Annotated in this window: 27 protein-coding genes, 1 tRNA gene and 1 rRNA gene; 8 read left to right on the top strand and 21 right to left on the bottom strand. The window is 40.0% G+C overall.

Going from position 1 to position 23,650, the window contains the following annotated elements; translation table 11 throughout:
• The 3 genes from FERRO_RS05015 to aceK form a co-directional block, all read right to left on the bottom strand.
• A 16S ribosomal RNA gene (locus tag FERRO_RS05015) occupies window positions 1–364 on the bottom strand; the annotation flags it as partial.
• A gap of 119 nt (window positions 365–483) precedes the next feature.
• A tRNA-Met gene (locus FERRO_RS05010) sits at window positions 484–560 on the bottom strand.
• A gap of 35 nt (window positions 561–595) precedes the next feature.
• Window positions 596–2,482, bottom strand: coding sequence for a bifunctional isocitrate dehydrogenase kinase/phosphatase (gene aceK / locus FERRO_RS05005; RefSeq protein ID WP_204374745.1), 1,887 nt, complete (start codon window positions 2,480–2,482; stop codon window positions 596–598).
• Between the two features lie 3 nt (window positions 2,483–2,485).
• On the opposite strand from aceK, the gene FERRO_RS05000 reads away from it, so the two are divergent.
• Window positions 2,486–3,736 carry an MFS transporter gene (locus FERRO_RS05000; protein ID WP_056929733.1) on the top strand — a complete coding sequence of 417 codons (1,251 nt, stop codon included), beginning with the start codon at window positions 2,486–2,488 and terminating at the stop codon, window positions 3,734–3,736.
• On the opposite strand, the gene FERRO_RS04995 is transcribed toward FERRO_RS05000, so the two are convergent.
• From FERRO_RS04995 to maiA, 4 genes are read right to left on the bottom strand one after another with little or no spacing between them, the layout of a single operon-like run.
• Window positions 3,687–5,210: a hybrid sensor histidine kinase/response regulator gene (locus tag FERRO_RS04995; protein ID WP_056929732.1), complete on the bottom strand. Its 1,524-nt coding sequence runs from the start codon at window positions 5,208–5,210 to the stop codon at window positions 3,687–3,689. The genes FERRO_RS05000 and FERRO_RS04995 overlap by 50 nt on opposite strands.
• A gap of 4 nt (window positions 5,211–5,214) precedes the next feature.
• Complete coding sequence (locus FERRO_RS04990) at window positions 5,215–5,532, bottom strand: hypothetical protein (protein ID WP_056929731.1); 318 nt, start codon at window positions 5,530–5,532, stop codon at window positions 5,215–5,217.
• A gap of 11 nt (window positions 5,533–5,543) precedes the next feature.
• Entirely contained in the window at window positions 5,544–6,200 is a 657-nt protein-coding gene (locus FERRO_RS04985) for a DUF1614 domain-containing protein (protein WP_056929730.1), read from the bottom strand.
• Window positions 6,201–6,207: 7 nt separating this feature from the next.
• Window positions 6,208–6,861 (bottom strand): maleylacetoacetate isomerase, encoded by a 654-nt coding sequence (maiA, locus tag FERRO_RS04980; RefSeq protein ID WP_056929729.1) that lies wholly within the window; start codon window positions 6,859–6,861, stop codon window positions 6,208–6,210.
• A gap of 85 nt (window positions 6,862–6,946) precedes the next feature.
• Here maiA and FERRO_RS04975 point away from each other — a divergent pair, with 85 nt between their 5' ends.
• Together FERRO_RS04975 and FERRO_RS04970 are read left to right on the top strand one after the other, a co-directional pair.
• Window positions 6,947–7,405, top strand: a complete 459-nt coding sequence (locus FERRO_RS04975) for a phosphate-starvation-inducible PsiE family protein (RefSeq protein WP_056929728.1) — start codon at window positions 6,947–6,949, stop codon at window positions 7,403–7,405.
• Between the two features lie 8 nt (window positions 7,406–7,413).
• Window positions 7,414–7,824 carry a thioesterase family protein gene (locus FERRO_RS04970; RefSeq protein ID WP_056929727.1) on the top strand — a complete coding sequence of 137 codons (411 nt, stop codon included), beginning with the start codon at window positions 7,414–7,416 and terminating at the stop codon, window positions 7,822–7,824.
• On the opposite strand, the gene FERRO_RS04965 is transcribed toward FERRO_RS04970, so the two are convergent.
• The 3 genes from FERRO_RS04965 to FERRO_RS04955 are packed head-to-tail and all read right to left on the bottom strand — an operon-like array spanning window position 7,817 to window position 9,985.
• Window positions 7,817–8,752: a S49 family peptidase gene (locus FERRO_RS04965; protein WP_056929726.1), complete on the bottom strand. Its 936-nt coding sequence runs from the start codon at window positions 8,750–8,752 to the stop codon at window positions 7,817–7,819. The genes FERRO_RS04970 and FERRO_RS04965 overlap by 8 nt on opposite strands.
• Window positions 8,753–8,757: 5 nt before the next feature.
• On the bottom strand, window positions 8,758–9,504 hold the full coding sequence (locus FERRO_RS04960; RefSeq protein WP_056929725.1) for a YdcF family protein: 747 nt from the start codon (window positions 9,502–9,504) through the stop codon (window positions 8,758–8,760).
• A 13-nt stretch (window positions 9,505–9,517) separates the two neighbouring features.
• A complete protein-coding gene (locus FERRO_RS04955) occupies window positions 9,518–9,985 on the bottom strand; it encodes a TspO/MBR family protein (protein ID WP_082601186.1) in 468 nt (155 codons plus the stop codon).
• 51 nt (window positions 9,986–10,036) lie between these two features.
• Here FERRO_RS04955 and FERRO_RS04950 point away from each other — a divergent pair, with 51 nt between their 5' ends.
• Entirely contained in the window at window positions 10,037–10,588 is a 552-nt protein-coding gene (locus tag FERRO_RS04950) for a thioredoxin family protein (RefSeq protein ID WP_056929723.1), read from the top strand.
• Window positions 10,589–10,676: 88 nt separating this feature from the next.
• On the opposite strand, the gene FERRO_RS04945 is transcribed toward FERRO_RS04950, so the two are convergent.
• From FERRO_RS04945 to FERRO_RS04900, 11 genes are read right to left on the bottom strand one after another with little or no spacing between them, the layout of a single operon-like run.
• Window positions 10,677–11,315 carry a class I SAM-dependent methyltransferase gene (locus FERRO_RS04945; RefSeq protein ID WP_056929722.1) on the bottom strand — a complete coding sequence of 213 codons (639 nt, stop codon included), beginning with the start codon at window positions 11,313–11,315 and terminating at the stop codon, window positions 10,677–10,679.
• The gene (gene cydX, locus FERRO_RS09940; RefSeq protein ID WP_082601185.1) at window positions 11,312–11,434 is read right to left on the bottom strand and encodes a cytochrome bd-I oxidase subunit CydX; all 123 of its coding nucleotides are present in this window, start codon (window positions 11,432–11,434) and stop codon (window positions 11,312–11,314) included. The genes FERRO_RS04945 and cydX overlap by 4 nt, the downstream gene beginning before the upstream one ends.
• Window positions 11,435–11,463: 29 nt before the next feature.
• Window positions 11,464–12,600, bottom strand: a complete 1,137-nt coding sequence (gene cydB, locus FERRO_RS04940; protein WP_056929721.1) for a cytochrome d ubiquinol oxidase subunit II — start codon at window positions 12,598–12,600, stop codon at window positions 11,464–11,466.
• Window positions 12,601–12,614: 14 nt separating this feature from the next.
• Window positions 12,615–14,183, bottom strand: a complete 1,569-nt coding sequence (locus FERRO_RS04935) for a cytochrome ubiquinol oxidase subunit I (protein ID WP_056929720.1) — start codon at window positions 14,181–14,183, stop codon at window positions 12,615–12,617.
• Window positions 14,173–14,370 (bottom strand): cytochrome oxidase putative small subunit CydP, encoded by a 198-nt coding sequence (gene cydP / locus FERRO_RS04930; RefSeq protein ID WP_056929719.1) that lies wholly within the window; start codon window positions 14,368–14,370, stop codon window positions 14,173–14,175. Before cydP ends, FERRO_RS04935 begins: the two co-directional genes overlap by 11 nt.
• 3 nt (window positions 14,371–14,373) lie before the next feature.
• Entirely contained in the window at window positions 14,374–14,700 is a 327-nt protein-coding gene (locus tag FERRO_RS04925) for a rhodanese-like domain-containing protein (RefSeq protein ID WP_056929718.1), read from the bottom strand.
• A gap of 10 nt (window positions 14,701–14,710) precedes the next feature.
• The gene (locus tag FERRO_RS04920) at window positions 14,711–15,988 is read right to left on the bottom strand and encodes an NAD(P)/FAD-dependent oxidoreductase (protein WP_056929717.1); all 1,278 of its coding nucleotides are present in this window, start codon (window positions 15,986–15,988) and stop codon (window positions 14,711–14,713) included.
• 13 nt (window positions 15,989–16,001) lie between these two features.
• Entirely contained in the window at window positions 16,002–17,387 is a 1,386-nt protein-coding gene (locus tag FERRO_RS04915) for a TolC family protein (protein WP_056929716.1), read from the bottom strand.
• A complete protein-coding gene (locus FERRO_RS04910) occupies window positions 17,387–17,599 on the bottom strand; it encodes a YgaP family membrane protein (protein WP_056929715.1) in 213 nt (70 codons plus the stop codon). The genes FERRO_RS04915 and FERRO_RS04910 overlap by 1 nt, the downstream gene beginning before the upstream one ends.
• Window positions 17,596–20,823: an efflux RND transporter permease subunit gene (locus FERRO_RS04905; RefSeq protein WP_056929714.1), complete on the bottom strand. Its 3,228-nt coding sequence runs from the start codon at window positions 20,821–20,823 to the stop codon at window positions 17,596–17,598. The genes FERRO_RS04910 and FERRO_RS04905 overlap by 4 nt, the downstream gene beginning before the upstream one ends.
• A 10-nt stretch (window positions 20,824–20,833) precedes the next feature.
• Window positions 20,834–21,865 (bottom strand): efflux RND transporter periplasmic adaptor subunit, encoded by a 1,032-nt coding sequence (locus FERRO_RS04900; RefSeq protein ID WP_056929713.1) that lies wholly within the window; start codon window positions 21,863–21,865, stop codon window positions 20,834–20,836.
• A 133-nt stretch (window positions 21,866–21,998) separates the two neighbouring features.
• Here FERRO_RS04900 and FERRO_RS04895 point away from each other — a divergent pair, with 133 nt between their 5' ends.
• From FERRO_RS04895 to FERRO_RS04880, 4 genes are read left to right on the top strand one after another with little or no spacing between them, the layout of a single operon-like run.
• Window positions 21,999–22,334 carry an ArsR/SmtB family transcription factor gene (locus tag FERRO_RS04895; protein ID WP_056929712.1) on the top strand — a complete coding sequence of 112 codons (336 nt, stop codon included), beginning with the start codon at window positions 21,999–22,001 and terminating at the stop codon, window positions 22,332–22,334.
• Entirely contained in the window at window positions 22,334–23,131 is a 798-nt protein-coding gene (locus FERRO_RS04890; protein ID WP_056929711.1) for a sulfite exporter TauE/SafE family protein, read from the top strand. Before FERRO_RS04895 ends, FERRO_RS04890 begins: the two co-directional genes overlap by 1 nt.
• Window positions 23,124–23,348 carry a TIGR02450 family Trp-rich protein gene (locus FERRO_RS04885; protein ID WP_056929710.1) on the top strand — a complete coding sequence of 75 codons (225 nt, stop codon included), beginning with the start codon at window positions 23,124–23,126 and terminating at the stop codon, window positions 23,346–23,348. The genes FERRO_RS04890 and FERRO_RS04885 overlap by 8 nt, the downstream gene beginning before the upstream one ends.
• Window positions 23,348–23,602: a hypothetical protein gene (locus FERRO_RS04880; protein WP_056929709.1), complete on the top strand. Its 255-nt coding sequence runs from the start codon at window positions 23,348–23,350 to the stop codon at window positions 23,600–23,602. The genes FERRO_RS04885 and FERRO_RS04880 overlap by 1 nt, the downstream gene beginning before the upstream one ends.
• The last annotated feature ends 48 nt before the right edge of the window (window positions 23,603–23,650 follow it).

Genomic DNA, 23,650 nt, shown 5'->3' with positions numbered 1-23,650 from the left:
CCAAAATTCCCCACTGCTGCCTCCCGTAGGAGTCTGGGCCGTGTCTCAGTCCCAGTGTGGCTGATCATCCTCTCAGACCAGCTACCGATCGCAGCCTTGGTGAGCCTTTACCTCACCAACTAGCTAATCGGACATCGGCCGCCCCTTCAGCGTGAGGCCTTACGGTCCCCCACTTTCCTCCTCAGAGCTCATGCGGTATTAGCACAACTTTCGCTGCGTTATCCCCCACTCAAGGATACGTTCCGATGTATTACTCACCCGTTCGCCACTCGCCACCAGGGTTGCCCCCGTGCTGCCGTTCGACTTGCATGTGTAAAGCATGCCGCCAGCGTTCAATCTGAGCCAGGATCAAACTCTTCAGTTCAATCTCTATTCAAAATCCACTCAAAATAACCTAACGGAAATTTATAAGTGCTAATACTAATGTCCTCACTAGTACCCACACCTATCGGTTTATCTAAATTTTAAAGAACATTCTCAATCTGGTTGCGGGGGTAGGATTTGAACCTACGACCTTCGGGTTATGAGCCCGACGAGCTGCCAGACTGCTCCACCCCGCGTCCGTTGAGTAGAGTCAGTAACTATACCCAGTTTATTAATCGCTGTCAAATGAAAATCGTCCAAGGGGGCGTTTTCTTCCTGTGCTCAGCGCTCTTTCATGACTCGCCAAACCCAGAAAAGCCTTATCCCTAGCCATTCTTCTCTGAATAGGAAAGCCTTTTTTAAAAATCACAGAAAATCTTTGCTCCTGGGAATAAGGGAATACATCAACCACTCTTCCATTCTTTATTTCTTCTTGAATCGATTGCCACCAAGTAGCATCCAATAAATTACTATGCTTTTCCAAAAAATACTGCCTGACCTTAGGGTCCGTTAACAAGAAATACTCGAACTCTTCGGGAAAAATATCATTGGGATCCACTGAATACCAAGGTTCAGCAGATAATTCATCTTCCTCAAAACGAGGGGGTGGAATTTTCCTAAAATGACAATTGGTAATGTAATCAATCTCATCATAATCATAAAAAACCACTCTACCAAAACGGGTGACACCAAAATTCTTAAATAATAAGTCTCCCGCAAAAATATTGACTGCAGCCAAATCTTTCAGGGCATCACCAAACTCTGCAATGGCATGGGCAATCTGTTCATCATTCGCTTTATCCATATATATATTGAGTGGGACCATCCGTCGCTCAATATAAAGATGCTTGATAATCAAGGTATCTTCAGTCTCTTCGATTTGCGATTGTGCGAGTTTGCGTAATTCTTCTAACAGCTCTTGCGTAAATCGATGTTTAGGAAAAGCGACATTGGAGTACTCCATAGTATCAGCCATACGCCCTACCCGATCATGTTGTTTAACCAACAGATATTTGGCTTTCACTTGCTCGCGATGAATCTGCTTTGGCGGCGAAATAACGTCTTTGATAACCTTAAAGACATATGGATAGGAAGGGAGAGTAAAAACAGCCATTACCAGACCTCTAATCCCTGGAGCCACGATAAAATCATCACTAGAATATTTTAAGTGATGTAAAAAATCGCGATAAAAAAGCGTTTTACCTTGCTTATGAAGCCCCAAGATACTATACAGCTCAGCTTTGGGTTTCTGCGGTAACATACTATGCAAAAACTCCACAAACGCTGAAGGCACTTCCATATCCACAAAGAAATATGCACGACTAGAGTTCACCAACACGGACAGTTGTTCAGGGGTGAGTAATAAAGAATCCACCTCAATCCCCCCACAATTATCGTGCATGAGTGAAACCACAAAAGGATATTGGTTCCCCCCATTTATCATTCTTCCAATCAGATAGGCGGAAGTATTTCGGTAAAATACACTACTTAAGATTTGAATTTGATGGTTAGCCTCTAATACCAAGGGGTAGTCTAGGTGAGTGCGCCATATTCTGAGCAACCTTCTTGTATCCCTTTGCAGACAGGTTAAAGGTTTAATGAAATGAAGATCTTGATAAATTTGCCTAATCACTGACCTTAATCCATCTTGTAATGGGTAATAACAACGATAGGCAGGTGGATCCGAGTCAATATGCTCAGTTGAAACGCCCGCTCTAACAAAAATAAAATCATTATTGTAGTAAGAACGGTGAAGAATTTGACAAAATACTGAATTAAAAAAGCTTTCCGCTAACTCAGGCTGTTTGTGGTCTGTTAACAACACAATGTACTCTAGCTTTATTTGTTGCCAAGTATCATCATCCAGCGCATCGGCATTAAACTTTTCTACAAGATTCTTAACAGACTCGTGAACGCGACGGTCATAAAACTCAATTCGTTCAACAGCAATTTGTTGCAACTCAGCCCAGTTTTGTTGTTCAAACAAATACGTGGCTCTTTGTGAAGCTTCACGAAAGAGACGATAATGGCGATTAAAACCATCCAATAGCGCTTGGGCTACAACTTGGGCAACCGTGTTAGGCCGAGACAGAGAGGTGGCAGTGGATATCGACATCATTTTATGTTGAAATTAGTGGTTAAACCCTTTCATCGTTGCCTATCAGGACAATTAATGCCCCCCATTAAACTTTTACTTCTTTTGTGTGGCACTGAAATCTTAACTATGGCGCCCTTCTCAGCGGTCCCCGCGTTGCTACCTCAACTAAGTTTAAATTGGCATATGAACGCCACCCAAGCAGGGCTTCTTGGAGGATCTTATTTTCTAGGATATCTCGCTAGTATCTCACACCTCTCCGGCGCCACTGACAGACTGGATGCAAAAAAAATTTATATCGCAGGATGCCTGTTAGCTGGAATAGGAAGCTTTCTATTTTTAGTGATAGCCCGTAACTGGTATTTGGGTTGTCTCGCACAATTACTCTGCGGTGCTGGGCTGGCAGGGACCTACATGCCCGGTTTAAGGGCGTTAACAGATCGCTTGCCTGACTACTTACAAACGCGATATGTTGCCTTTTACACCTCCACCTTCGGTATAGGTGCCTCAGTATCCTATGCAATGACGGGTGGGATAAGTCATTTATTCTCATTAAATTCAGTATTTATCATCAACGCTATTCTTCCCCTCTTAGCGGCTATCGTCACCCATATCTTACTCAAGCCTATTCATCATAAAACAAAAATAACCAGAACGCTGTTAACAGGGCAAGTACAAGCCCTCAAAGATAAACTGATCAGAAACTTTATAATGGGCTATGCAGTACATTGCTGGGAACTGTTTGCTTTTCGCTCATGGATAGTAGTCATTCTAACTGAGGCACTGCATGGCCGATATTCAGCCACACTCACAGCAGCTCTCATTAATTTAATAGGTATCCCAGCCAGTATTTTAGGAAATGAATTCGCCTCAACGCGTAGTCGCTCACATTTCATTAAACGAGTGATGATGTTGTCAGGTATCCTCGCATGGGGATGTGGTCTATTCGTATATCACATAGAAATACTTCTTATATTACTACCCTTGTATTTCTTTTTCGTCATGGCAGATTCTGGGGCGCTCACAGCAGGATTAATTTCAGTCACACCCAAGACAGTACGGGGAGCCACCATGGCCATCTATTCCCTAGCAGGCTTTGGTGCAGGCTTTATAGGTCCCATTATAGTGGGAATGGTTTTGGATTTATTAGGTGGACAGCATCATCTCATCGCTTGGTTTTTTGCCTGCGGTTCCATGGGCTTAGGAAGCCTCATTATGTCATTTAAATTTAATGGTCATACAGTAAGTGAAGTTCTTGTAAAAAATCATGCTGATTAATGGGTTTAGTAAAGACCTTATCAACATAAGGTATCACCGTAGCCACTTCCCGCGATAATTCATCAAATCCTGTTATGACAAAAATTTGCTGATACAAAAATTGAGCCTTTGAATGGTAAATCTCTCGAATCAATGAAGAACTATTGGTTAATTCAAGATTTAAATCAAATATTAATAAATCAAATTGAGTATGTAATAGCGTCTCTCTTGCCTTTTCAGTCGTGTCTACCACAACGGGTTCACAGGGTAACACCTCTATCATTTTTTTTAGCCACCAAACATGTAAACTGTCATCATCAAGAATTAGAATTTTAATCGGTTTTTTGGGCTTTTTATTCGTCAATCGAGGTACATGTTGGCTTGATGCCACTGTAAATGGAATACTAATGCTAACGCGACTCCCTTGCGTATTGGAATCAACCAAACAGCGGCCGTTTAGCAAGGTAATTAATTGATTAATAATAGGTAAACCTAACCCGCGCCGAGTATTAATGTCTCTATGGTCGGTATTTGCCACAATATTTTCATGAAAGGAAAAACCTGGTCCCGTGTCTTGAATTATTAAATTTAATACTGCCTTCCCCTCATGACGATGTAAAACAAGCTGATAATCAATATGAATAAATCCCTGGTGTGTGTACTCAACGGCATTACTAAGAAGATTATGAATAATCTGCTGTAAAAAAACATCGTTACCCACAACATAAAGATTTTGTTTACCAGAAAACGTTGTATGCCATTGTAAGTCTTTAAGCGTGGCCCTTACTTGATAATAGGTAAATAAATTGTCAATCAGAGTAAAGGGTTGAAATGTATTAAATAAAATATTGTTTAACGGCGGATAGACAAAGTCTGAAGTGTAGAAATAATCAAGGATATGTTTAATTTGGTGGCCAGATTGCAAGATAGAGTTAGCAGCTTTTTTAACACCGTCTAACGCAGGACTTTCTAATAATTGATGCCCTAATACAACAATATTTTGTAGCGAATGTCTAATTTCGTGATTAATAGTAGCCAAAGCTTGATGAGATATTTGTTGATGGACGGGACTGTTGTCAATTAACTTTATAAAGCCGAAATATTGATAACCTAAAAAGGTTCTTTTTATAGTCAGTGTAGCTAACGCCAAAATCACTTTTCCATCTTTTCTGATATAGCGCTTCTGTCTGGTGAGTAATGGGAATACTCCTTGAATTAATTCATTAATAAGTATTTTTTCATTTTCAAGATCCTCTGTGTATGTAACGTCATCAAGCCCCAAGCCTTTAATTTCCGCCTGCTTATATCCGAGTAATTCCTCGCCTACTGTATTGATATTAAGAATTAAACCTTGGTTATCACATCTAAAAGCAGCCAATGAACTGCTCTGTTGATACTGTCTCCAAACATGCGAAAAGAACAAATCTCGGAAAAAATGAAAAAAAACCAGAGGAAAAATTTGAGCAACCAGCTGTATGCAATATACAAAAATCATCAGATTATTGGTTTTGTAAGTAATTTTCTAAAGAATGACATGCCGAATAAAAATTATTGTTGAATTCAATAAAAGTTGTAAACAAATTAAACTCAACACTATAGGATTTATTTAATTCTTTCGAACTGATTACTAACTGATGAAAGCCTAATAATCTAAAAGTACCAATATATTTATGAGCAATACGAGGAAGAGAATAAAGATCGTTACAGAGAGTATGCTCTAATTCTTTAAATACCTCAAAGGCTTGTTGAATTAAATTCAAACGCTCCTCAGGTTTTAAAAATGCAGTTTCTTCTAAAAAATGATTTTCGTTAAACAAATAAATACTCGCTATGCCAATAGTACTGCCACAAACCCAGTAATAAAAATACCATCAAAACTTCCTGCACCACCAATCGAGGCTACTGGTGCACCTAAATGCCTAATATCTTTGAGTCGAAGGATGTCAGCACCAATCAACACCCCTAAGGTTCCACTCACATAAGCTAAGGAAGCTCTGTCATCAGGGTTTAATATGGAAGAAATAATAGCTGCACAAATGGGCGCTATCAATATTGGCATACCAATCCCCATTCCAGGAACAGGCCGACTGATCCAATAAGATACAAGGCTAACTAACGTGATAGCAATTAGTAACTGAAACCACAATATATGGTGGTGTACAACTAAATATCCCGAAAAAACCAGCGGTAGTAATGCACCACCTACATTTATTTTTATTTCTGTTACCCCCTTGAAAATCGGTTTACCAAACAACCTTTGTGGCAAATTAAAAAGAGTATTTTTCTGGGATAAAGCATCGTCTGCCTTAAGTGATAATAAAGGTAGGTTAATAACACTACCAAACAAAGTCGCCATAATCAGTAAATAAGCAGAGTGACTGGACAGTCCCAACTTATCAAAGGCGACCGTTATAATATTTAATTGAATGATTACTATCAATAAAATAAAAGCAAAAACAAACAAGATAATTTTTAGAGGAGACATAACTTCCTTATTTGATATAGTCCATTTGTTGTTCCCACGACGCCTCTTTAAATGCCATTAATTGCATCGCGTTTTCATAAATTTTATGTATTATGGGATAGAGGGTGAGATCTAAATTTACTGCTAAAGCATTTCTTACTTGAGGTATTAAACAAGCCTCAAACAAACTCGGTTGATTCCCTGTTAAAAACAAGTTAGAGCTGATATCTGTCTGAGTGAGCTTATGTTCTAGATGATAAAAACCATTATTTAACCAGTGCTTTATCCATTGGTCTTTTTTAACTTTCGAGACTTCCATCTCCTTTAATAAATAACGCAGTACTTTTAAATTATTTAAAGGATGTATATCGCTGGTAATATCCTGACAAAGGGCTCGAACATACGCTTTATCCCCATGATCTTTGGGGAGTAATGACGGCTCTGGATAGGTGTCCTCTAAATACTCAATAATGGCCAAAGATTGGGTTAAAACCCTCTCTCCGTCAATTAATACTGGGACACAAGACGCAGCATTTAATTGCTTTAACTCTAGCAATAGAGGGGAGTTATCTTTACTGGTCAACGGAACAGGAACAATCTCATGGGGTAAGGCTTTAAGATTAAGGACGATTCTCACTCGGTAGGCAGCAGAACTTCTCCAATAGCTATATAACTTTAGCATGACTAAATTGGTGATGACTATCAAAAATTTATCTTAACATGTTACATTAACTACATGGCAACAATCAATTACAGCAAGGACTACTATGTTTAAAAATCAAATTATTAGTCTCTATAGTAGAGCACTTGATATTATTGTATCGATAATGATTCTGGTTATGCTTTTAATATTAATTGCCACAGTTTTTGGTGTTTTTATAGATTTAGGATCAGCCTTTAACTCTGTTCGTTCTGGTATCCCTTCACATAATCTCTCGCATGGTTTAGTGGACAGCTGGGCGAGAGACTTAGTGATTGATGTGTTGTCTGTATTTGTACTAATTGAATTATTTCGGACTTTCAGCGATTATTTTGAATATCACAGGATTCGCCTAAGAGTTCTTTCAGAAGTGGGTATTGCTTTTATATTAAGAGAAATACTCATTGATTTATACAATAACAATATTGAGTGGAAAATCATTCTTACCTTAACAACACTATTAGCTGTACTTATCTTTGCTCGTATCTCAGCGGTTAAATTTCATCCTAATGAAAATAGTCGCTGATCATCACCATGAGAATCATTCCCCCTAATACGGAAGGTTTTGCCATCATGACTGTTAAGGAAAGCTATCTAGCATGCCAGCTTAAGGACTCTTCGCTGCCTCCTGTATTCTCAACCCCTATGCTTGTGGCAGTGATGGAAAATGCCGCTTTAAATGCGATCAAACCCTATTTTGAGGAGCATGAAACTGCTGTAGGGACCGCAATAACACTAAAACATCTGGCTGCCACTCCTCTGGGCTTTAATGTCAGAGCAACGGCACAGGTCAGATCAGTGGAAGGTCGTATCATCACCTTTCATATTGAAGCATTTGATGACTTTGATAAAATCGGGGAAGCCGTCCATGAAAGAACTCTCATTAACTTGGACTCTTTCATGGACAGGCTGACAAAAAAAGCTCTTAAAAATAATTCTAAATAGGCAATATATTCATCACGCTTTGCCAATTAATATGTGACTCTGTTGAGCCCAAACGTTTGGCAATACGATCTGTAATGTCCTCAGTAGGGGTATAGTCAATAATATTTTTTACTTTAATAACATCTCTGGCTACAGATTTAACGCTACCCAAAGCATCCGTTAAACCTAATTGGATACTGCGCTCACCAGTCCATACCAAACCTGAGAACATATCAGGAGTTTCCTTAAGACGTGCTCCACGTCCTTGTCGAACGGCCTGTATAAACTGTTGATGAATTTGCTCCAACATGTCTTTGGCATAAGCCATCTGCTTTGGATTTTCCGGTGAGAAAGGATCTAAAAACGCTTTATTTTCGCCTGCAATAATCAAACGTCTTTCAATACCTAATTTCTTCATTGTATCGGTAAAGCCAAAGCCGTTCATGATGACACCAATGGAACCCACAATACTTGCCTTATCGACAAAGATCTTATCAGTAGCCGAGGCAACATAATAAGCTCCTGAAGCACATAAGTCCTCCACCACTGCGTACACGGGAATTGAAGCGTGAAGTCTTTTTAAACGTTTTATCTCATCATAAATTTGGCCGGCTTGGACTGGACTACCTCCTGGACTATTGATTCTTAATATTATTGCAACAGTGTTAGGGTCCTCGTACGCATCATCTAAGCCTTGAATAATTTTTTCGGCGCTGGTGTTATCAGTAGAAATTTCACCTTTCAACTGCACTTCAGCAATATGCTTTCCAGAAGCAGTCATGGAGTGACCAGAGTCTTTACCAAATAACCACCACACCACAATTAGTATGAGTAAAAGAGTACTTGCTCTAAAAAATATACGCCATTTTCTTGCCTTTTTTTGTTCTTCCAAGGCTGATAGCGCTATTTTTTCAATGATATCACGCTCCCAAGATCCATTATTTTCCATGTACTTTAATCCTTAAATATTCTATCAACCAAAATACCTAACCACTCGTGAAGAGCAATGCAACTCATCATCAGCGCCGTGGGGTGGGGTAATGATAAGTATAATAAACTATGTGGGTGAGTGACGAATCCAGTAGGCCCAACAAAAACCGTTAATTCTTCATGTTCAAATAATTTTTTTGCACGTAAAAGATGCCATGCTTGACTGACTAATATTATACGATGAATACCTGCAACTTGAAGCAATCCTGCAGAATATAAGGCATTTTCCGCTGTGTCTCTTGACTGATCCTCAACCCATTCAACCTGCCCCCTAAAGTCATGGGTAATAGACGCCTGCATCGTCTTCGCATCGGAATTGCCACCATAAACACTTCCGCCAGTAACTAAGATTGGCAAGTGTGTTAGACGCTGTAGTGCCACTGCATAACGAACTCGTTCTAGAGTAAAACGGTTCACTGTGTCGGAACCATATTCAGGAGCGTCCACATAGGTTCCACCACCTAATATGACGATCGCTTGTGCCTGAGACATTTCTCCTTTGGTCAACACATGATCAGGCTGAAGTTTTAGCATCAATAGATCGGTAACAGGATAAAAGGACAAAATTAGCAGTAGTCCCAGAGAGAAGATAAGTATTTTTTTAGCCATTCTTGGCCAGCGGTTTATCAAACAAGTAGCAATAAGAGCGATGACAATGAGGGATACAGGGGGAATTAACCAAGCACTTAAAATTTTCTTCAAATAAAACATTTATATAATAATCTTAATTTAATTGCCACAGATTGAAATTTAATAGTAGAGCGACCGTTACCCAAAGCACATAGGGTAAAAATAATATAAATATCACTTTCTTTTTGTGAAAGACGTTCATCAAAAATAGTATTAAACTAATCCATAGTAAAATAATATCTACCAATCCAAAAAGTAATTGATGTCGGCCGAAAACTAAATAAGACCAACCTCCGTTAAACAATAGTTGCATTAACCATAATCCTTTGAGTACCGCATCCCCTCTAACCAGCACCCAACTTCCGACTCCAATATCTATGATATAAAGAATTGTCCAAACCACTGGAAATACAATACTGGGTGGCGTCCACCAAGGCTTATATAAACTGATGTACCAAGAACCGGGTAAAAATAGCATTCCAGTCATAGCAGTACACAGAACAAGTACAAGTGCTACTAAAAAGAAAAATATTTTTGATCGATTTGTATTTATACTACTCATTATTAAGTTATGTATTAATCTAATTTTAATATTTAGCAACAAGGAGACGCCATGCCAGCTTTGACTACACCAATTTGTGACTTTAATTGGGTTGCTCCAGACTTTAGCTTAACAGGTGTTGATAAAAAAACCCATACATTACAAAGTACTCGTGGAGAAAATGGCTTACTGGTAATGTTCATTTGTAACCACTGCCCCTATGTGAAAGCCATTATTGAAAGACTATGTGAAGACTGTCGGGAACTGCAATCCTATGGAATCAATAGTATTGCTATCATGAGTAACGATACCAACACTTATCCTGAGGACAGTTTTGAGAATATGGCAAAATGGGCAAAGGAGTTAGATTTCCCCTTCCCTTATGTCTTCGATAACACTCAAGAAATTGCCAAACAATATGGAGCAGTATGTACGCCCGATTTTTTTGGTTTTAATCATCAACTTAAACTTCAATACCGTGGGCGATTAGATCCCTACGGTCTACAGCCGGCACCGGCAGATAGAAAACGAGAGTTATTTGACGCTATGAGTACTATTGCACAAAGTTCTAAAGGTCCTTTCGAGCAAATCCCTTCAGTGGGATGCTCTATCAAATGGTCTTAGCTTCTCTCAAAAAACCTTGGACATAATATTCATAAAAAATGCGGAGGAACAAGTCCTCCGCTAAGGGCTTCACAATTCTACTCACCTATTAACAAGTCTTATAGGCAATCACACCCATTAATGCGGATAAACCATGATGGCCATGGCCCTCACTCACAACCTCTTGGTATTCTGTTAGCTCTTCTATACGCCAATCCTTGAGTAAAGAACGCATCAGATCCTCTGTATAAAGATTTTCTAATACTGATGGCCCCCCTGTTTTGTACTCTAATTGTTTTGGGGTATAGCCTTGTAAAATCAATCCGCCTCCTAACTGAGTTAAGTGTTTCATGACAAAAAAGAGTTTCTCTCTCGTTTTGGGATCAGCAAACTGTATAAAAATACCAATTACCCAGTCATACTGTATTGCTGAATGTTGATCTAACCATTCATCAGAGAGCAAATCTGCACACTGAAAGTCCACTACAACTTCATGTTTAGTGGCCAAACGCTTGGCTTTTTCTACAGCTACCTCTGATATTTCAACAGCCGTAACAGACAAGCCCTGTTTTGCAAGCCAAACTGAGTTTCGTCCCTCACCGTCTGCTACACACAACACTCTTTGTCCCGCATGAAATAAATGTGATTGACGAGCCAGATAGGTATTAGGTTTCTCTCCAAAAAGATAATCATCACCGGTTGCTTTATAACGTTCTGTCCAAATTTTTTGCTGCGGATTAATACTCATAAGTGATCAACCTCATCTCTAGAAAGTAAACGTGAGCTTTCGTTCTCACCCCACATGGCATTTAAAATAGCCAATAAAACCGCAAAGCCAACACCTAAAATCCATGCAAAATACCACATTACAGTCTCCTAAAATTTATTCAAGATGATTAATAAGCCGAATGGTCATGATCTTTAATAAAGTCCAAAGTGACTTTTCCAGCCATTACCCTATAAGCCCAGGAGGTATAAAAAATTATTGTTGGTACAAATATCATGGCTGCCACCAACATAATGCTCAGTGTAGTTTTACTGGATACACTGTCCCAAACCGTCAATGATGAATTAAGCATCGTTGAGGAAGGCATAATAAAGGGAAACATTGAAACACCAGCCGTACCAATAATACCCACTATAGTGAGTGAGGAAAAAATAAAGGCTATGAGAGTTTTATTAAAACGCATTGCAATTAAAGCAAATAACACCCCCACATAAGACAATATGGGGACAAGCATAGTCCAGGGCATAGTATGATAATTAGATAACCAGGCTCCTTTCTCTCTCACAACAGTTTTAGCCAAGGGATCTGCTAATTGATTGGGGTCCACGTGAGAGGTGATGATATAGCCACTAATATCCATAGCCAGCCAAATTCCCGCCAAAGTGAAGGACAGTAACAATAAAAGGCCCGCTATGGAAGATGCTTTGATTGCCCTATTTTGTATTTCACCCTCTGTTCTATGGGCAAGGTAAACACCACCATGAAAAGTAATCATGGCAGAACTCACTACACCCGTTAATAACGCAAAGGGATTTAATAACTGCCAAAAGGAACCACTGTATGTTGAAACCAAATTATGATCAAAACCAAAAGGTACCCCTTGCAACAAATTACCAAAAGCTACGCCAAAAATGAGTGGTGGAACAGATCCTCCAATAAACAACCCCCAATCCCAAGTATTACGCCATATAGAATTATGGATTTTACTGCGATAATCAAAACCTACTGGGCGAAAAAACAAAGCCCACAGTACAGCCAACATAGCCCAATAAAACCCTGAAAAAGCGGTAGCATAAACAATTGGCCATGCCGCAAAAATGGCGCCACCACCAGTGATAAACCAGACTTGATTACCATCCCAGTGAGGACCCACCGTATTGATCACGACACGACGCTCGTTGTCATTTTTGCCGACAAAGGGAAGAAGTGTTCCCACTCCCATATCGTGCCCATCCATAATGGCAAAACCCACCAGTAATACCCCCACCAATAACCACCAAATAATCTTTAATGTGCTGTAGTCCATGTTGTCAGTCTCCTTTAAGCACGAGAGGGAGCGAGAGCGGATTCACCCTCATAGCGACCTGTACCCAGACTAGCTGGCCCTTGCCGTGCAAACTTAATCATTAAATAGACTTCCACAATGAGTAAGAGCGTATAAAAACCTACAAATCCACCGATTGAGCCGTATAACGATGCGGGACTTAATGTGGATACTGAGAGATGAGTCGGCAACACACCATAAATCGTCCAAGGTTGACGTCCATACTCGGCTACAAACCAACCAAACTCACAGGCAACCCATGGCATGGGAAACATCAAAAAAGCCCATTTTAATAACCAAGGCATTTTCTCGCAGCGGGTTTTAAGGCTCGCCCAAAAGGAGATAACGAATAAGGAAAGCAACAGAAAACCAATTGCCACCATGATTCTAAAACCCCAAAACATAGGAGCAACCTTTGGCACTGTGGAGTTCACAGCTTGTTCAATCTGCTCTGATGAAACATGATCAAAATCATTGGTATATTGTTTTAGTAATAAACCAAATCCTAAATCCTTTTTATGTGTTTCAAAAATTTGCTTTGCCCTAGCATCTTCAGGATGGCTTCGGATTATCTCAAGTGCTTTCACAGCTTCGATACCTGATATCACTCGAAGACGATTTTTTTCCTTAATGTCATGAATACCTGGTATTTGCTTAGAGACAGAACGTGTACCAATCAACCCCATTAACCATGGAACTTGAATACTCCAGTCGTTTTTTTGTAATTTCTCATTAGGCATTGCCACTAAGTTAAAAGGTGCAGGAGCAGGCTCAGTTTCCCACATGGCTTCAATGGCAGCCATCTTTGTTTGTTGCGCTTCACCTACGGTATAGCCAGATTCATCGCCTAAAACAATCACAGACAAAGCGGAAGCCAATCCAAAGGCAGCGGCAATTCTAAAACTTCGTTTGGCAAACTCAACATTACGACCTTTTAGTAAATACCAGGCTGAAATCGCTAAAACAAAGGTTGAAGCCGTGACATAGCCCGCTGACACTGTATGCACAAACTTAGCCTGTGCATCTGGATTAAATAACATGGCAGAAAAATCAGTGAGCTCCATGCGCATAGTGGTGTAATTAAATTCCGCTCCTACAGGATTTTGCATCCAGCCATTAGCAATTAGAATCCACATGGCTGATAAATTAGTACCAATAGCCATCAGTAGTGTAACCATTAAATGTTTTGGTTTTGACAGCCTATCCCAGGCAAAGAAAAATAAACCAATAAAAGTCGATTCTAAGAAAAAAGCCATTAATCCTTCAATGGCTAGTGGAGCACCGAACACATCGCCGACATAATGTGAGTAATAAGCCCAATTAGTACCAAATTGAAACTCCATTGTGATCCCTGTGGTAACCCCAAGGGCAAAATTAATACCAAATAATTTTCCCCAAAAACGAGTCATATCCTTATAAATAGTTTTTCCCGTCATCACGTAAACACTTTCCATCACCACCAAAATCCAAACCATACCTATGGTCAATGGGACAAATAGAAAGTGATACAGGGCAGTGATTGCAAATTGCATGCGCGACAAATTAACTAACTCATCACTGATCATGATTTACTCCTTGAGATTGATTTGAAACCTTAGTATTTAAACCAAAACTTTGTGATACTTTTGCAGCATCTACATGAACCTCTTGGTGCCTGACAAAGAAATTCCAAAGCAGAGTTAACAATAGTACTTTGATCACAATAACGATTGTTAACTCTTTACCCAGTTTTGGTTTATTCGAATTGGTCATTGCTTAACCCATTCTTTTAAGTTCTTTATTTAAACGTTGTGCAAGCTGTACTGCCCCACCGCCATTAAAGACAGCTTGATAACCTTGCTGCTTCATGATGTGACAAGCCTGTTGTGAACGTACACCCGACAAACAACACAAAATGACTGGTGTCTCTTTGTGGGGTACCATCTTTTGAATACCCGCATTGAACTGATCCAAAGGAATATTGATGGCTCCCTCCACATGCCCAGTAGCAAATTCTGCTGCGCTGCGTACATCTATAACCATTGCAGTACTAGGTAACTCCTGCGTTGATCCTGTCGAAAACAAATTTGAAAATAATCCCATGTTCTTTCCTTTATTTTGTATTTTGAAGACGCTCAATACCAATCCATTTCAATACATGTTTCTCATAAATGGGCTCAGAGCTACCTTGTTTCATTTTATAAATAAAGTATTTTTCAAAAGCAATTTTTGCCCAATGCACCCATCTTCCTTTTTTAAACCAATTCACATTTCTTGGGGGAATTTGCGGTAGCGCGATAAAGGCGGCACCCGTATCGCCCATATCGGCTAAACAAAAGGCATTCCAAGTACCTTTACTGTCTGGAGTGTGACCATTTAAATCCGCCCAAATATTATGCACAATGGCACTGACCATGGATTCAATCATGTATCCCGTTTTAGGAGTTCCAGTTGGAACGGGAGTTACCTCGACAGGTGGGATGGCTACGCAGACACCCGCTGAAAAAATATTTTTAAACTTCTTACTGCGTTGATACTCATCCACAATCACCATTCCTCGTGGGTTACACAATCCGTCCACAGAAGCCACTGGATCCACCCCCTTGAATGCGGGTAGCATCATACTGAATTTAAAAGGGACTTCATGTTCTTTTTTGATTTGACCTAATTCATCAAGCTCCGTCACAAACATTTTTCCATCTTCAATTTTTGTTACTTTGGCGTTAGTAATCCATTTAATATCATTATTACGCATCTCGCTCTCGAGCATTGACTTCGAGTCACCGACGCCACCCAATCCCAAATGACCAATATACGGTTCACTGGTGATATACGTCATTGGAACTTTATTACGAATTTTTCGACGACGTAGATCACGATTGACAATAAAAGCATATTCATAAGCTGGTCCAAAACAAGAAGCTCCTGGTAACGCTCCAATGATCACAGGCCCTGGATTTTCTACAAGTTGTTGATAATCTTTATAAGCTTCTTCTGCATGGTCCACGGTACAAATTGAGTGAGTAAACTGTTTTGGTCCTGCCCCCTCCACTTCATCAAAAGCGAGTTTAGGTCCTGTAGCAATAATTAGATAATCGTAAGTTAGACGGCTACCATCTGGAAACTCAAGAGCGCTTCCTTCCGCATCAATTTTAGAGACTGGTTGCGCAAGAAACTCAATATTTTTTTTGGCTAAATAAGGTCTAATTGGAAAAGTAATTTGGTCTCGATTTCTCCAACCCACTGCAATCCAAGGGTTGGAGGGAACAAACTGAAAGTAATCTACCGCATTAACTACCGTTATACGGTGATCTTTCCCTAATTTCTCTCTTAACTCATAGGCCGCAGGCATTCCTCCTGTTCCTGCTCCTAATACAACGATATGTGCCATTTTCCCTCTCCTTTTAAAAGGTTTGCAAAGTATTATTCACTGACTTAATTTGATCAACCGTTAATTGTCCAGACAGTGCGGCTAAATTTAATTCATTTAGAAGAAAGTCAATTCTTGCGCTAATCCAGTTCAAGTGAGCATTTGCGGCGTCTGATTCGGCATTAAGTAGATCTAATGTAGATCGATCACCTACTTTTCTACCCACCTCAGTTGCTCTTTTTCGTGTTTCACTTGCAAGCCAAGCGGCTTTCAATGCATTGACACGGCTAGCACCCATGGTTAACCCTAAATATGCTTGTTTGGCTTGTAAACTCACTTGTTGGCGTACACGATTAGTTTTGTCGAGATTCGCATCAACAAGATGTACTGCTTCATTTTCTTTAGCTACCCTCATCCCTCCGTTGTAAATAGGAATAGTGAGTTGTAAACCAATGATGGCGTCCCGATTTAAATTACTGGCATTAGGGCCGTAATCACCAGAACCGTAAACATGGGTATCGTTAACCTGTCCAACTAGATCTAACGAGGGACTTGAAAGCAGGTGATAGCGTTTAACGTTTTGTCTTGCTTGATTTAATTGATTTTGTGACAGTAATAACTGAGGATTACCTGATATCACTTGTGTTAACCAATAATCAAAGGGTTTGTGGTCAAATACCACTTCTCCCGCGGTGGGAATCATCACCTTTAAATCATCAATACCTATACCTGTTGCATCAGATAAGGCGGACTGTTTTATTTCCAAATCACTTTGTGCAGCCAACAGTTGTGCCTTCAGACCATCTAGCTTAGCAGTGGCCTCATGTAGATCTAAAATAGGGGCATCTCCCAACTTATAGCGAGCCTGAGCCTCTGCTTGCATCTTTTGAACCGCCAACAATTGATCTTGAGTAGTTTTCAAGGTTTCTAAGGCCATTGACACATCAAAATATTTTTTTACTAGGCGTAAGATAAAGTCCTGTTGTGCAGCTTGCCACTCAAGTTCAGCTATATTGGCTTGTAAGTCAAGCGTTTTAGACTGAGCTAATCGGTCTCCATTATAAATAGGTTGACGAATATTAATGGCCCACATGTTGTAGGTACCCTGATTAATTGAGGTATTAAAATTTGCAATACCTGGGATACCATTTTGTACAAACTGTGCTCCCGTTGTTTGTGTTTGTTGATCCATACGTCCAGCCCCACCTTGGATACTGATATCAGGACGCCATAATGAATTGGCTTGATCATGCTTCGTCATTCCCGCATCATGAGTAGATTGTGCTGCAAGAAAATCCAAGTCATGGGTCTGAGCGGCATTTAACACCGTAATAAGATCTGCGGCATTGGCTGTACTAAGTAAATTAAGAAGTATCAATACAGCGAGAATTAAATGTGCCCTTGACCAAAGTAATTTCATTAGCATTCCTCGCGTAAACCAAATAACCTACGTAATATATTGTTCATTAAGCACCAACGTGTGATTCCACTTTGTAATAAATTTAAACCTACAAATGCAGTAAAAGCGAGCCACCATTGACTAACAAAAATAGGACTTCCCTGAGTACCCAGCGCCAAGGATACTAAAATAAATGTCCCAGCAATGACACGGACTATTCGCCAAGAGGTCATGGTAAAATCTCCTTATTGATTAAATGTGAATCGATAAATTTTTTATGATAGGCAGCATAATAAAGTGTTGGAATAACTATCAATGTTAATAATGTTGAAACAAAAATACCGAAGATAAGAGAAATAGCGAGACCATTAAAGATTGGATCATCAAGAATAAAGAATGCGCCTAACATAGCTGCTAAACCTGTTAGTAGAATCGGTTGTGCACGCGTTACCGCAGAATGAATTATCGCCTCTTTAAAGGGAATACCCTCTGCCACTTGCAAATTAATAAAATCGACTAATAAGATGGAATTTCGCACAATAATTCCAGCCAAAGCGATCATGCCAATCATACTGGTTGCTGTATACTGGGCACCTAAGAGAGCATGACCTGGCATCACACCAATGATGGTTAATGGAATGGGAGCCATTATGATCAGTGGAGTCAGATAAGAGCCAAACTGAGCTACTACCAGCAAATATATCAATATCAAACCTACCGCATAAGCTGCACCCATGTCCCTAAAGGTTTCATAAGTGACCTGCCATTCCCCATCCCATTTAATAGAAAAGTGACGGTATGGGTCAGCTGGTTGATGAATAAAATAGTCTTTTAATTTCTCACCATTAGGGGTTGTGATAGCTTGAATTTTAGAACGCATTGCGAACATGCCATAGAGAGGACTATCCAGTCGTCCTGCCATGTCACCCACCACATAATTTACAGGCAATAAATCTTTATGATAAATAGGTTGCTCTCTTAGCGCATCCTTAATAGAGACTAATTCACTTAACGGGATTAACTGCCCTTCACTACCACGAACGGTGAAATGTAACAAAGCACCCAGATCTCCTTGCTCATCACCCGGCATTTGAATCCAAGCGGCCGCAGGATATTTTCGTTGATCATGAAGCCAGGTGGCGGCATGACCACTGAAGGCGGTTTGAAGTGTCGCCACAATGTCTTGTTGACTCACCCCATACAACGCTGCCTTACGACGGTCCACTTCAATCAATTTTTTTGGTGCGTTAGCAATACTGCTATCGTCTACATCCACCACATTAGAGGTGGCAGTAAAAACTTGTCGTACTGCCTTAGCTAAGCTTAATCGTCCCTCATCGGTAGGGCCATAAACTTCAGCTACGATGGGTGACAAAACCGGAGGTCCGGGTGGAACTTCTACTACCTTAATATTTGCATTATAAAGACGTCCGATTTTTTGCAAGTATGGTCTAATTCTGGTTGCAATAGCATGACTTTGTTCATCACGATGATGCTTGTCAACCAAATTAACTTGTATGTCCCCTTGATTACTATCGGTTCTTAGATAATATTGGCGAACCAGTCCATTAAAGTTAATGGGTGAAGCTGTCCCTACATAAGCCTGATAATTAATCACCTCAGGGACTGTTGCCAGATAGGCTCCTAACTCATGCATGACCGCAGCGGTCTCTTCAAGGGTAGTACCAGCTGGCATATCCACCATAACCTGAAACTCAGATTTATTATCAAAGGGTAACATCTTGAGTAAGACCAACCCCGTTGCTGGCAATAACATTGACAATACAATGAGTAAGCCGATAATCCCACCCAGTTTACGGCGGTTTTTTATTCCTTTTTGATCATCCAGTAACGGGGTAAAAATTTTATTGAATAAGGGATGTAATTTGCTGCCAAGTCCTCCACCATGACTATTAGGATGAACTGGTTTCAACCAAAGACGTGATAACCAAGGGGTTACGACAAAGGCTATAGCTAAAGATAATAGCATTCCCATGCTGGCATTGATCGGAATAGGACTCATATAGGGTCCCATTAAACCACTGACAAAAGCCATTGGTAGTAAAGCTGCAATAACAGTCAGGGTAGCTAAAATAGTTGGGCCACCTACTTCATCAACGGCTCCTGGAATCAATTCTAATAAAGTTTTATCAGGATGATGTAATTGGTGACGATGAATATTTTCCACAACAACTATCGCATCATCAACTAAAATCCCGATGGAGAAAATGAGGGCAAATAAAGAAACACGATTAAGTGTAAACCCCCAAGCCCACGAGGCAAACAATGTCACCGTTAGAGTTAAAATCACGGCGCTACCCACAATTAATGCTTCACGTCTACCTAATGCAAAAAATACTAAGGCCACCACACATGAGGTGGCAAACAGTAATTTTTCAATTAATTTTTTAGCTTTATCATTTGCTGTTGCGCCATAGTTTCTGGTTTCTGTAACAATAATGTTTGCCGGTATGACGGTATTCTTTAGATTATTTACTCTTTCCATGACAGCATCAGCCACATCAATAGCATTTTCACCGGGCTTTTTGGTGACAGAAACTGTCACGGCAGAATATTCTGCTGGTAATTGTTTGGTATGTGATCCAAACCATACATAGCGCTGAGCAACAGGAGGATCATTAGTGATACTAGCCACCTCACTCAGATAAATGGGACGGCCGTGATGTACACCAACAATCAATTGAGACATATCCTGAGCGTTGGTCAGAAAATTATTTGTTTCTAACTGAATTGACTGATTATTTGACAGTAACTGTCCAAGGGGAGCCCCCGCGTTAGCAGAGTGCAAAGTCTGAGTTAATTCACCTAGGGTTAAACCTGAACTATTGAGACGTGCAGCATCCACCTTGATATTAACTACTCGTCCTGGTCCACCAATTGTTTTAACTTCACGAGTACCTGGTACGCGTTTTATATCTTCCTCAATACTATGAGCCACTCTCTCTAAATCATAACTCCCTACTTGTGGGTCTTTACTATATAAAGTCAATCCCACGATAGGCACATCATCAATTCCTTTCGGCTTAATAATAGGTGGCAAAACGCCAAGACCTGAAGGTAACCAATCTGCGTTCGCATTGACCACATCGTATAACCTAACCAAAGCCTCAATTCTTGGTATACCTACTTTATATTGCACTGTAATCACGGACATGCCAGGGCGTGAGATGGAATAGACGTGATCAATACCTTGAATTTGTGAGAGTACTTGCTCTGCAGGAATAGATACCATTTGCTCAACATCTTTTGCGGAGGCGCCCGGAAAGGGAATCAATACATTAGCCATGGTTACGTTGATTTGAGGCTCTTCTTCACGAGGCGTAACAACTAAGGCAAATATTCCCAGTAGTAATGCCACCAGAGCAAGTAATGGAGTAATTTGTGCACTTTGAAAATAGTGAGCGATGCGTCCTGAAATTCCTAAGGGTTTATTCATCTGTACGCCCTCATTTCGTGTTTCCAAAGGATAAACTTTGCACATTTTCAATTAACCCTTGGGTAGAACTTAAGCCTGAAATTACCTCAACATCACTTCCCCAACGTCGTCCCAGTCTAACTTGTCTTAATAAAGGCTCGCCTTGTTCATTTTTAACATATACGCCCGTCATTTCCCCCCTTTCTACCACGGCAGTAATAGGAATAATGACTTTATTGGGAACAGATATGGTGGTCGGTAACCAGAGCCTCGCAAACTGTCCGGGTTTAATTTCTGCATGACCTTGTTGAATGTTTACGCGTAACAACACAGTATGAGTTGAATTGTCCACGGTAGGAAAAACCTCTAAAGATTGGGGTGTTAGTTCTTGATGAGGGCCTGATAAGGTAGGAACATCAATCTTGACTTGGTCTATAGACAAATCCTTTCTTACTGCTTCACTAGGTACTGCAGCACTCACTCTTAAATGATGTGGGTCATAGAGCGTTACTAGCACTCTGCCAGGCATAGCCATATCGCCTTGATTAATGGGTACTTCAGAAATAACTCCATCAAAAGGCGCTTTAATAATATAAAAATTCGCCTGTGCTCTTGCTGAGTGGGCTAAGGACAAGATAGCTTTTGCGTGAGCTTTTGCTGCTTCAAGCTTACTTTGTGCTCGATCCAAAGCGGCTTGGCTAATATAATCCTCTTTAAATAGGGCCTCTTGTCTTTGGTAGTCTTTTTGTGCCAAAGTTAAATCTGCATTTGCTGAACTAATTTGCGCTTCACTAGCCACTGCCTGGGGTTGCGCAGCACTCGAGTCGAGGTTTAATAATGTCTCCCCAGCTCTCACTTTTTGTCCTGCGACAACATTAATTTGAAGCACACGACCTGAAACTTGAGCGGCTATTTCCGCCTGATGAATGGATTGAACCTCAGCATCAAACGCATTGAGGGAAACAGGGTTATTGTGTTGATGAGTGGACTCGCTAAAACCAGAAATAGGAATAACTAAGCAATATAAAAAAACCAACTTTCTGATTATTTTACTTTTTATCATCGACAACCCCTTAATAGTTTATAAAATTATATTATATAAATTTATATTATTTACATTTATATAATATTTATTGCTATACTGTCAACAAATATATTCATTATTCAATTTTCTCTTTGAGGTAAGCGCTGTGAATATGGAAAAAATCGATTTTGAGTTAATGTATGAAGCTGCAGGGAGAGCTACGCAACTGTTAAAAGTCTTGTCCAACACAGATCGGCTCATTTTGTTATGTAAAATTGCTGAAGGTGAATGTAGCGTGAGCGAATTAGAAAATATGCTGGATATTAAACAGCCTACTCTTTCGCAACAGTTAACTGTGCTACGTGAAGAGGGGTTAGTGAAAACTCGTCGTGAGGGTAAATTCATTTACTACTCAATCTCCAGTAGTGAGTCGCTTGCTATAATGAATACACTTCAAGAACAGTTTTGCTCTACCAATAAAAAACCAGCTTGCTCACCTTCTAGCTAATGCAAAACATCTATTTAATTACAACTCTTGGCGGGGCCACGGGCCTCATTTTAGGCTTAACGGGCGCTGGTGGTGGAATCATCGCAACACCCTTATTGGTATTATTCTTAAACCTTAATGTAGTCAGTGCAGCCCCGCTGTCTTTATTAGGTGTGGCCGCAGCAGCTTGGGTAGGTATGATAATTGGGTTAAGGCAGGGCATAGTTCGTTATCGAGCCGCGTTTCTCATTACAGCCATCGCTCTATTAATCACTCCATTAGGAATAGAAGTAGCCCAACTCATACCAAAAATCTACTTAAAATTAATTTTTGTTATACTCTTATTGTACCAAGCATATCGTTACATAATCATTAAGTCGATTAGCACTGACCAAGAATTCCCCTGTCAAATTAATGAAAAAACAGGACGGTTTAATTGGAACGTTAAGTGCCTCATTACCATGGTTAAATTAGGGGGCGTATTGGGTCTCGCTTCTGGTTTGTTAGGTGTTGGTGGTGGTTTTGTCCTTGTTCCAGCCTTAAAAAAACATACCCCACTTAATATTCACTCTATTACCTCCACATCGCTCATGGTACTTGCGATAGTATCCACCGGAAGCGTTCTGCAGTGGAGTCTAGTGGGTAATTTTAACAGCCACCTTGCCCTTCCATTTCTAGTAGGAGCGTTAATAACAATGGCGATAGGAAGATTAATAGCCCCCAAAATCAATGAAATATTTTTAAGACGATTATTTGGTTTTATTTGTTTAATTAGTGCCTTAAGTTTAACTATACAATTGATACATCACCATGGCTAATCCGGTTAATGCAAAAAAACTCCTATTAAGCAAATGGACTTCTGTCCACCCATATAATAAAGAAAAACATCATTTAGTCGTTAAAGTCATTTACAATAAAGATCTACCCACCATCCCTCAAACCATTATCATGGAAGCGATCATTAATCATCGACAATGGACAATGGATTGGCAAGAATTAATAGACAGTGATCGTTGGCAACCCGGGTGGCAATAATGAAAAAAGAAATGATTAAGTCCATTCTAGAAAATGCATTTAAACAAAGCACCAAAACCCCCTCCTTTTGGCAATTACCTAAAGTATTACAAATCAAATATCAATTAGAAAACGCTGTGAGCAGCAAGGCAGTTATTTCGTTGCTTGAACAGCATAGCGTTTTAATAAAAGAGGCATTAGGACTTACTGATGAAATGTTCAATTCCACAGTACAGGCCATTAAAAATCTCGAAGGCGAGTCCTCAGGGAACTAATTGACCGTTCAGATATTCTATTAACTATCTGTAAACATTAAAAAAACA

The sequence above is a fragment of the Ferrovum sp. JA12 genome, from assembly GCF_001431705.1.
In the GTDB taxonomy this organism is placed as follows: Bacteria; Pseudomonadota; Gammaproteobacteria; order Burkholderiales; family Ferrovaceae; genus PN-J185.
Note: the sequence above shows the minus strand (reverse complement) of the source record. Positions and strands in the feature narration are given on the sequence as shown.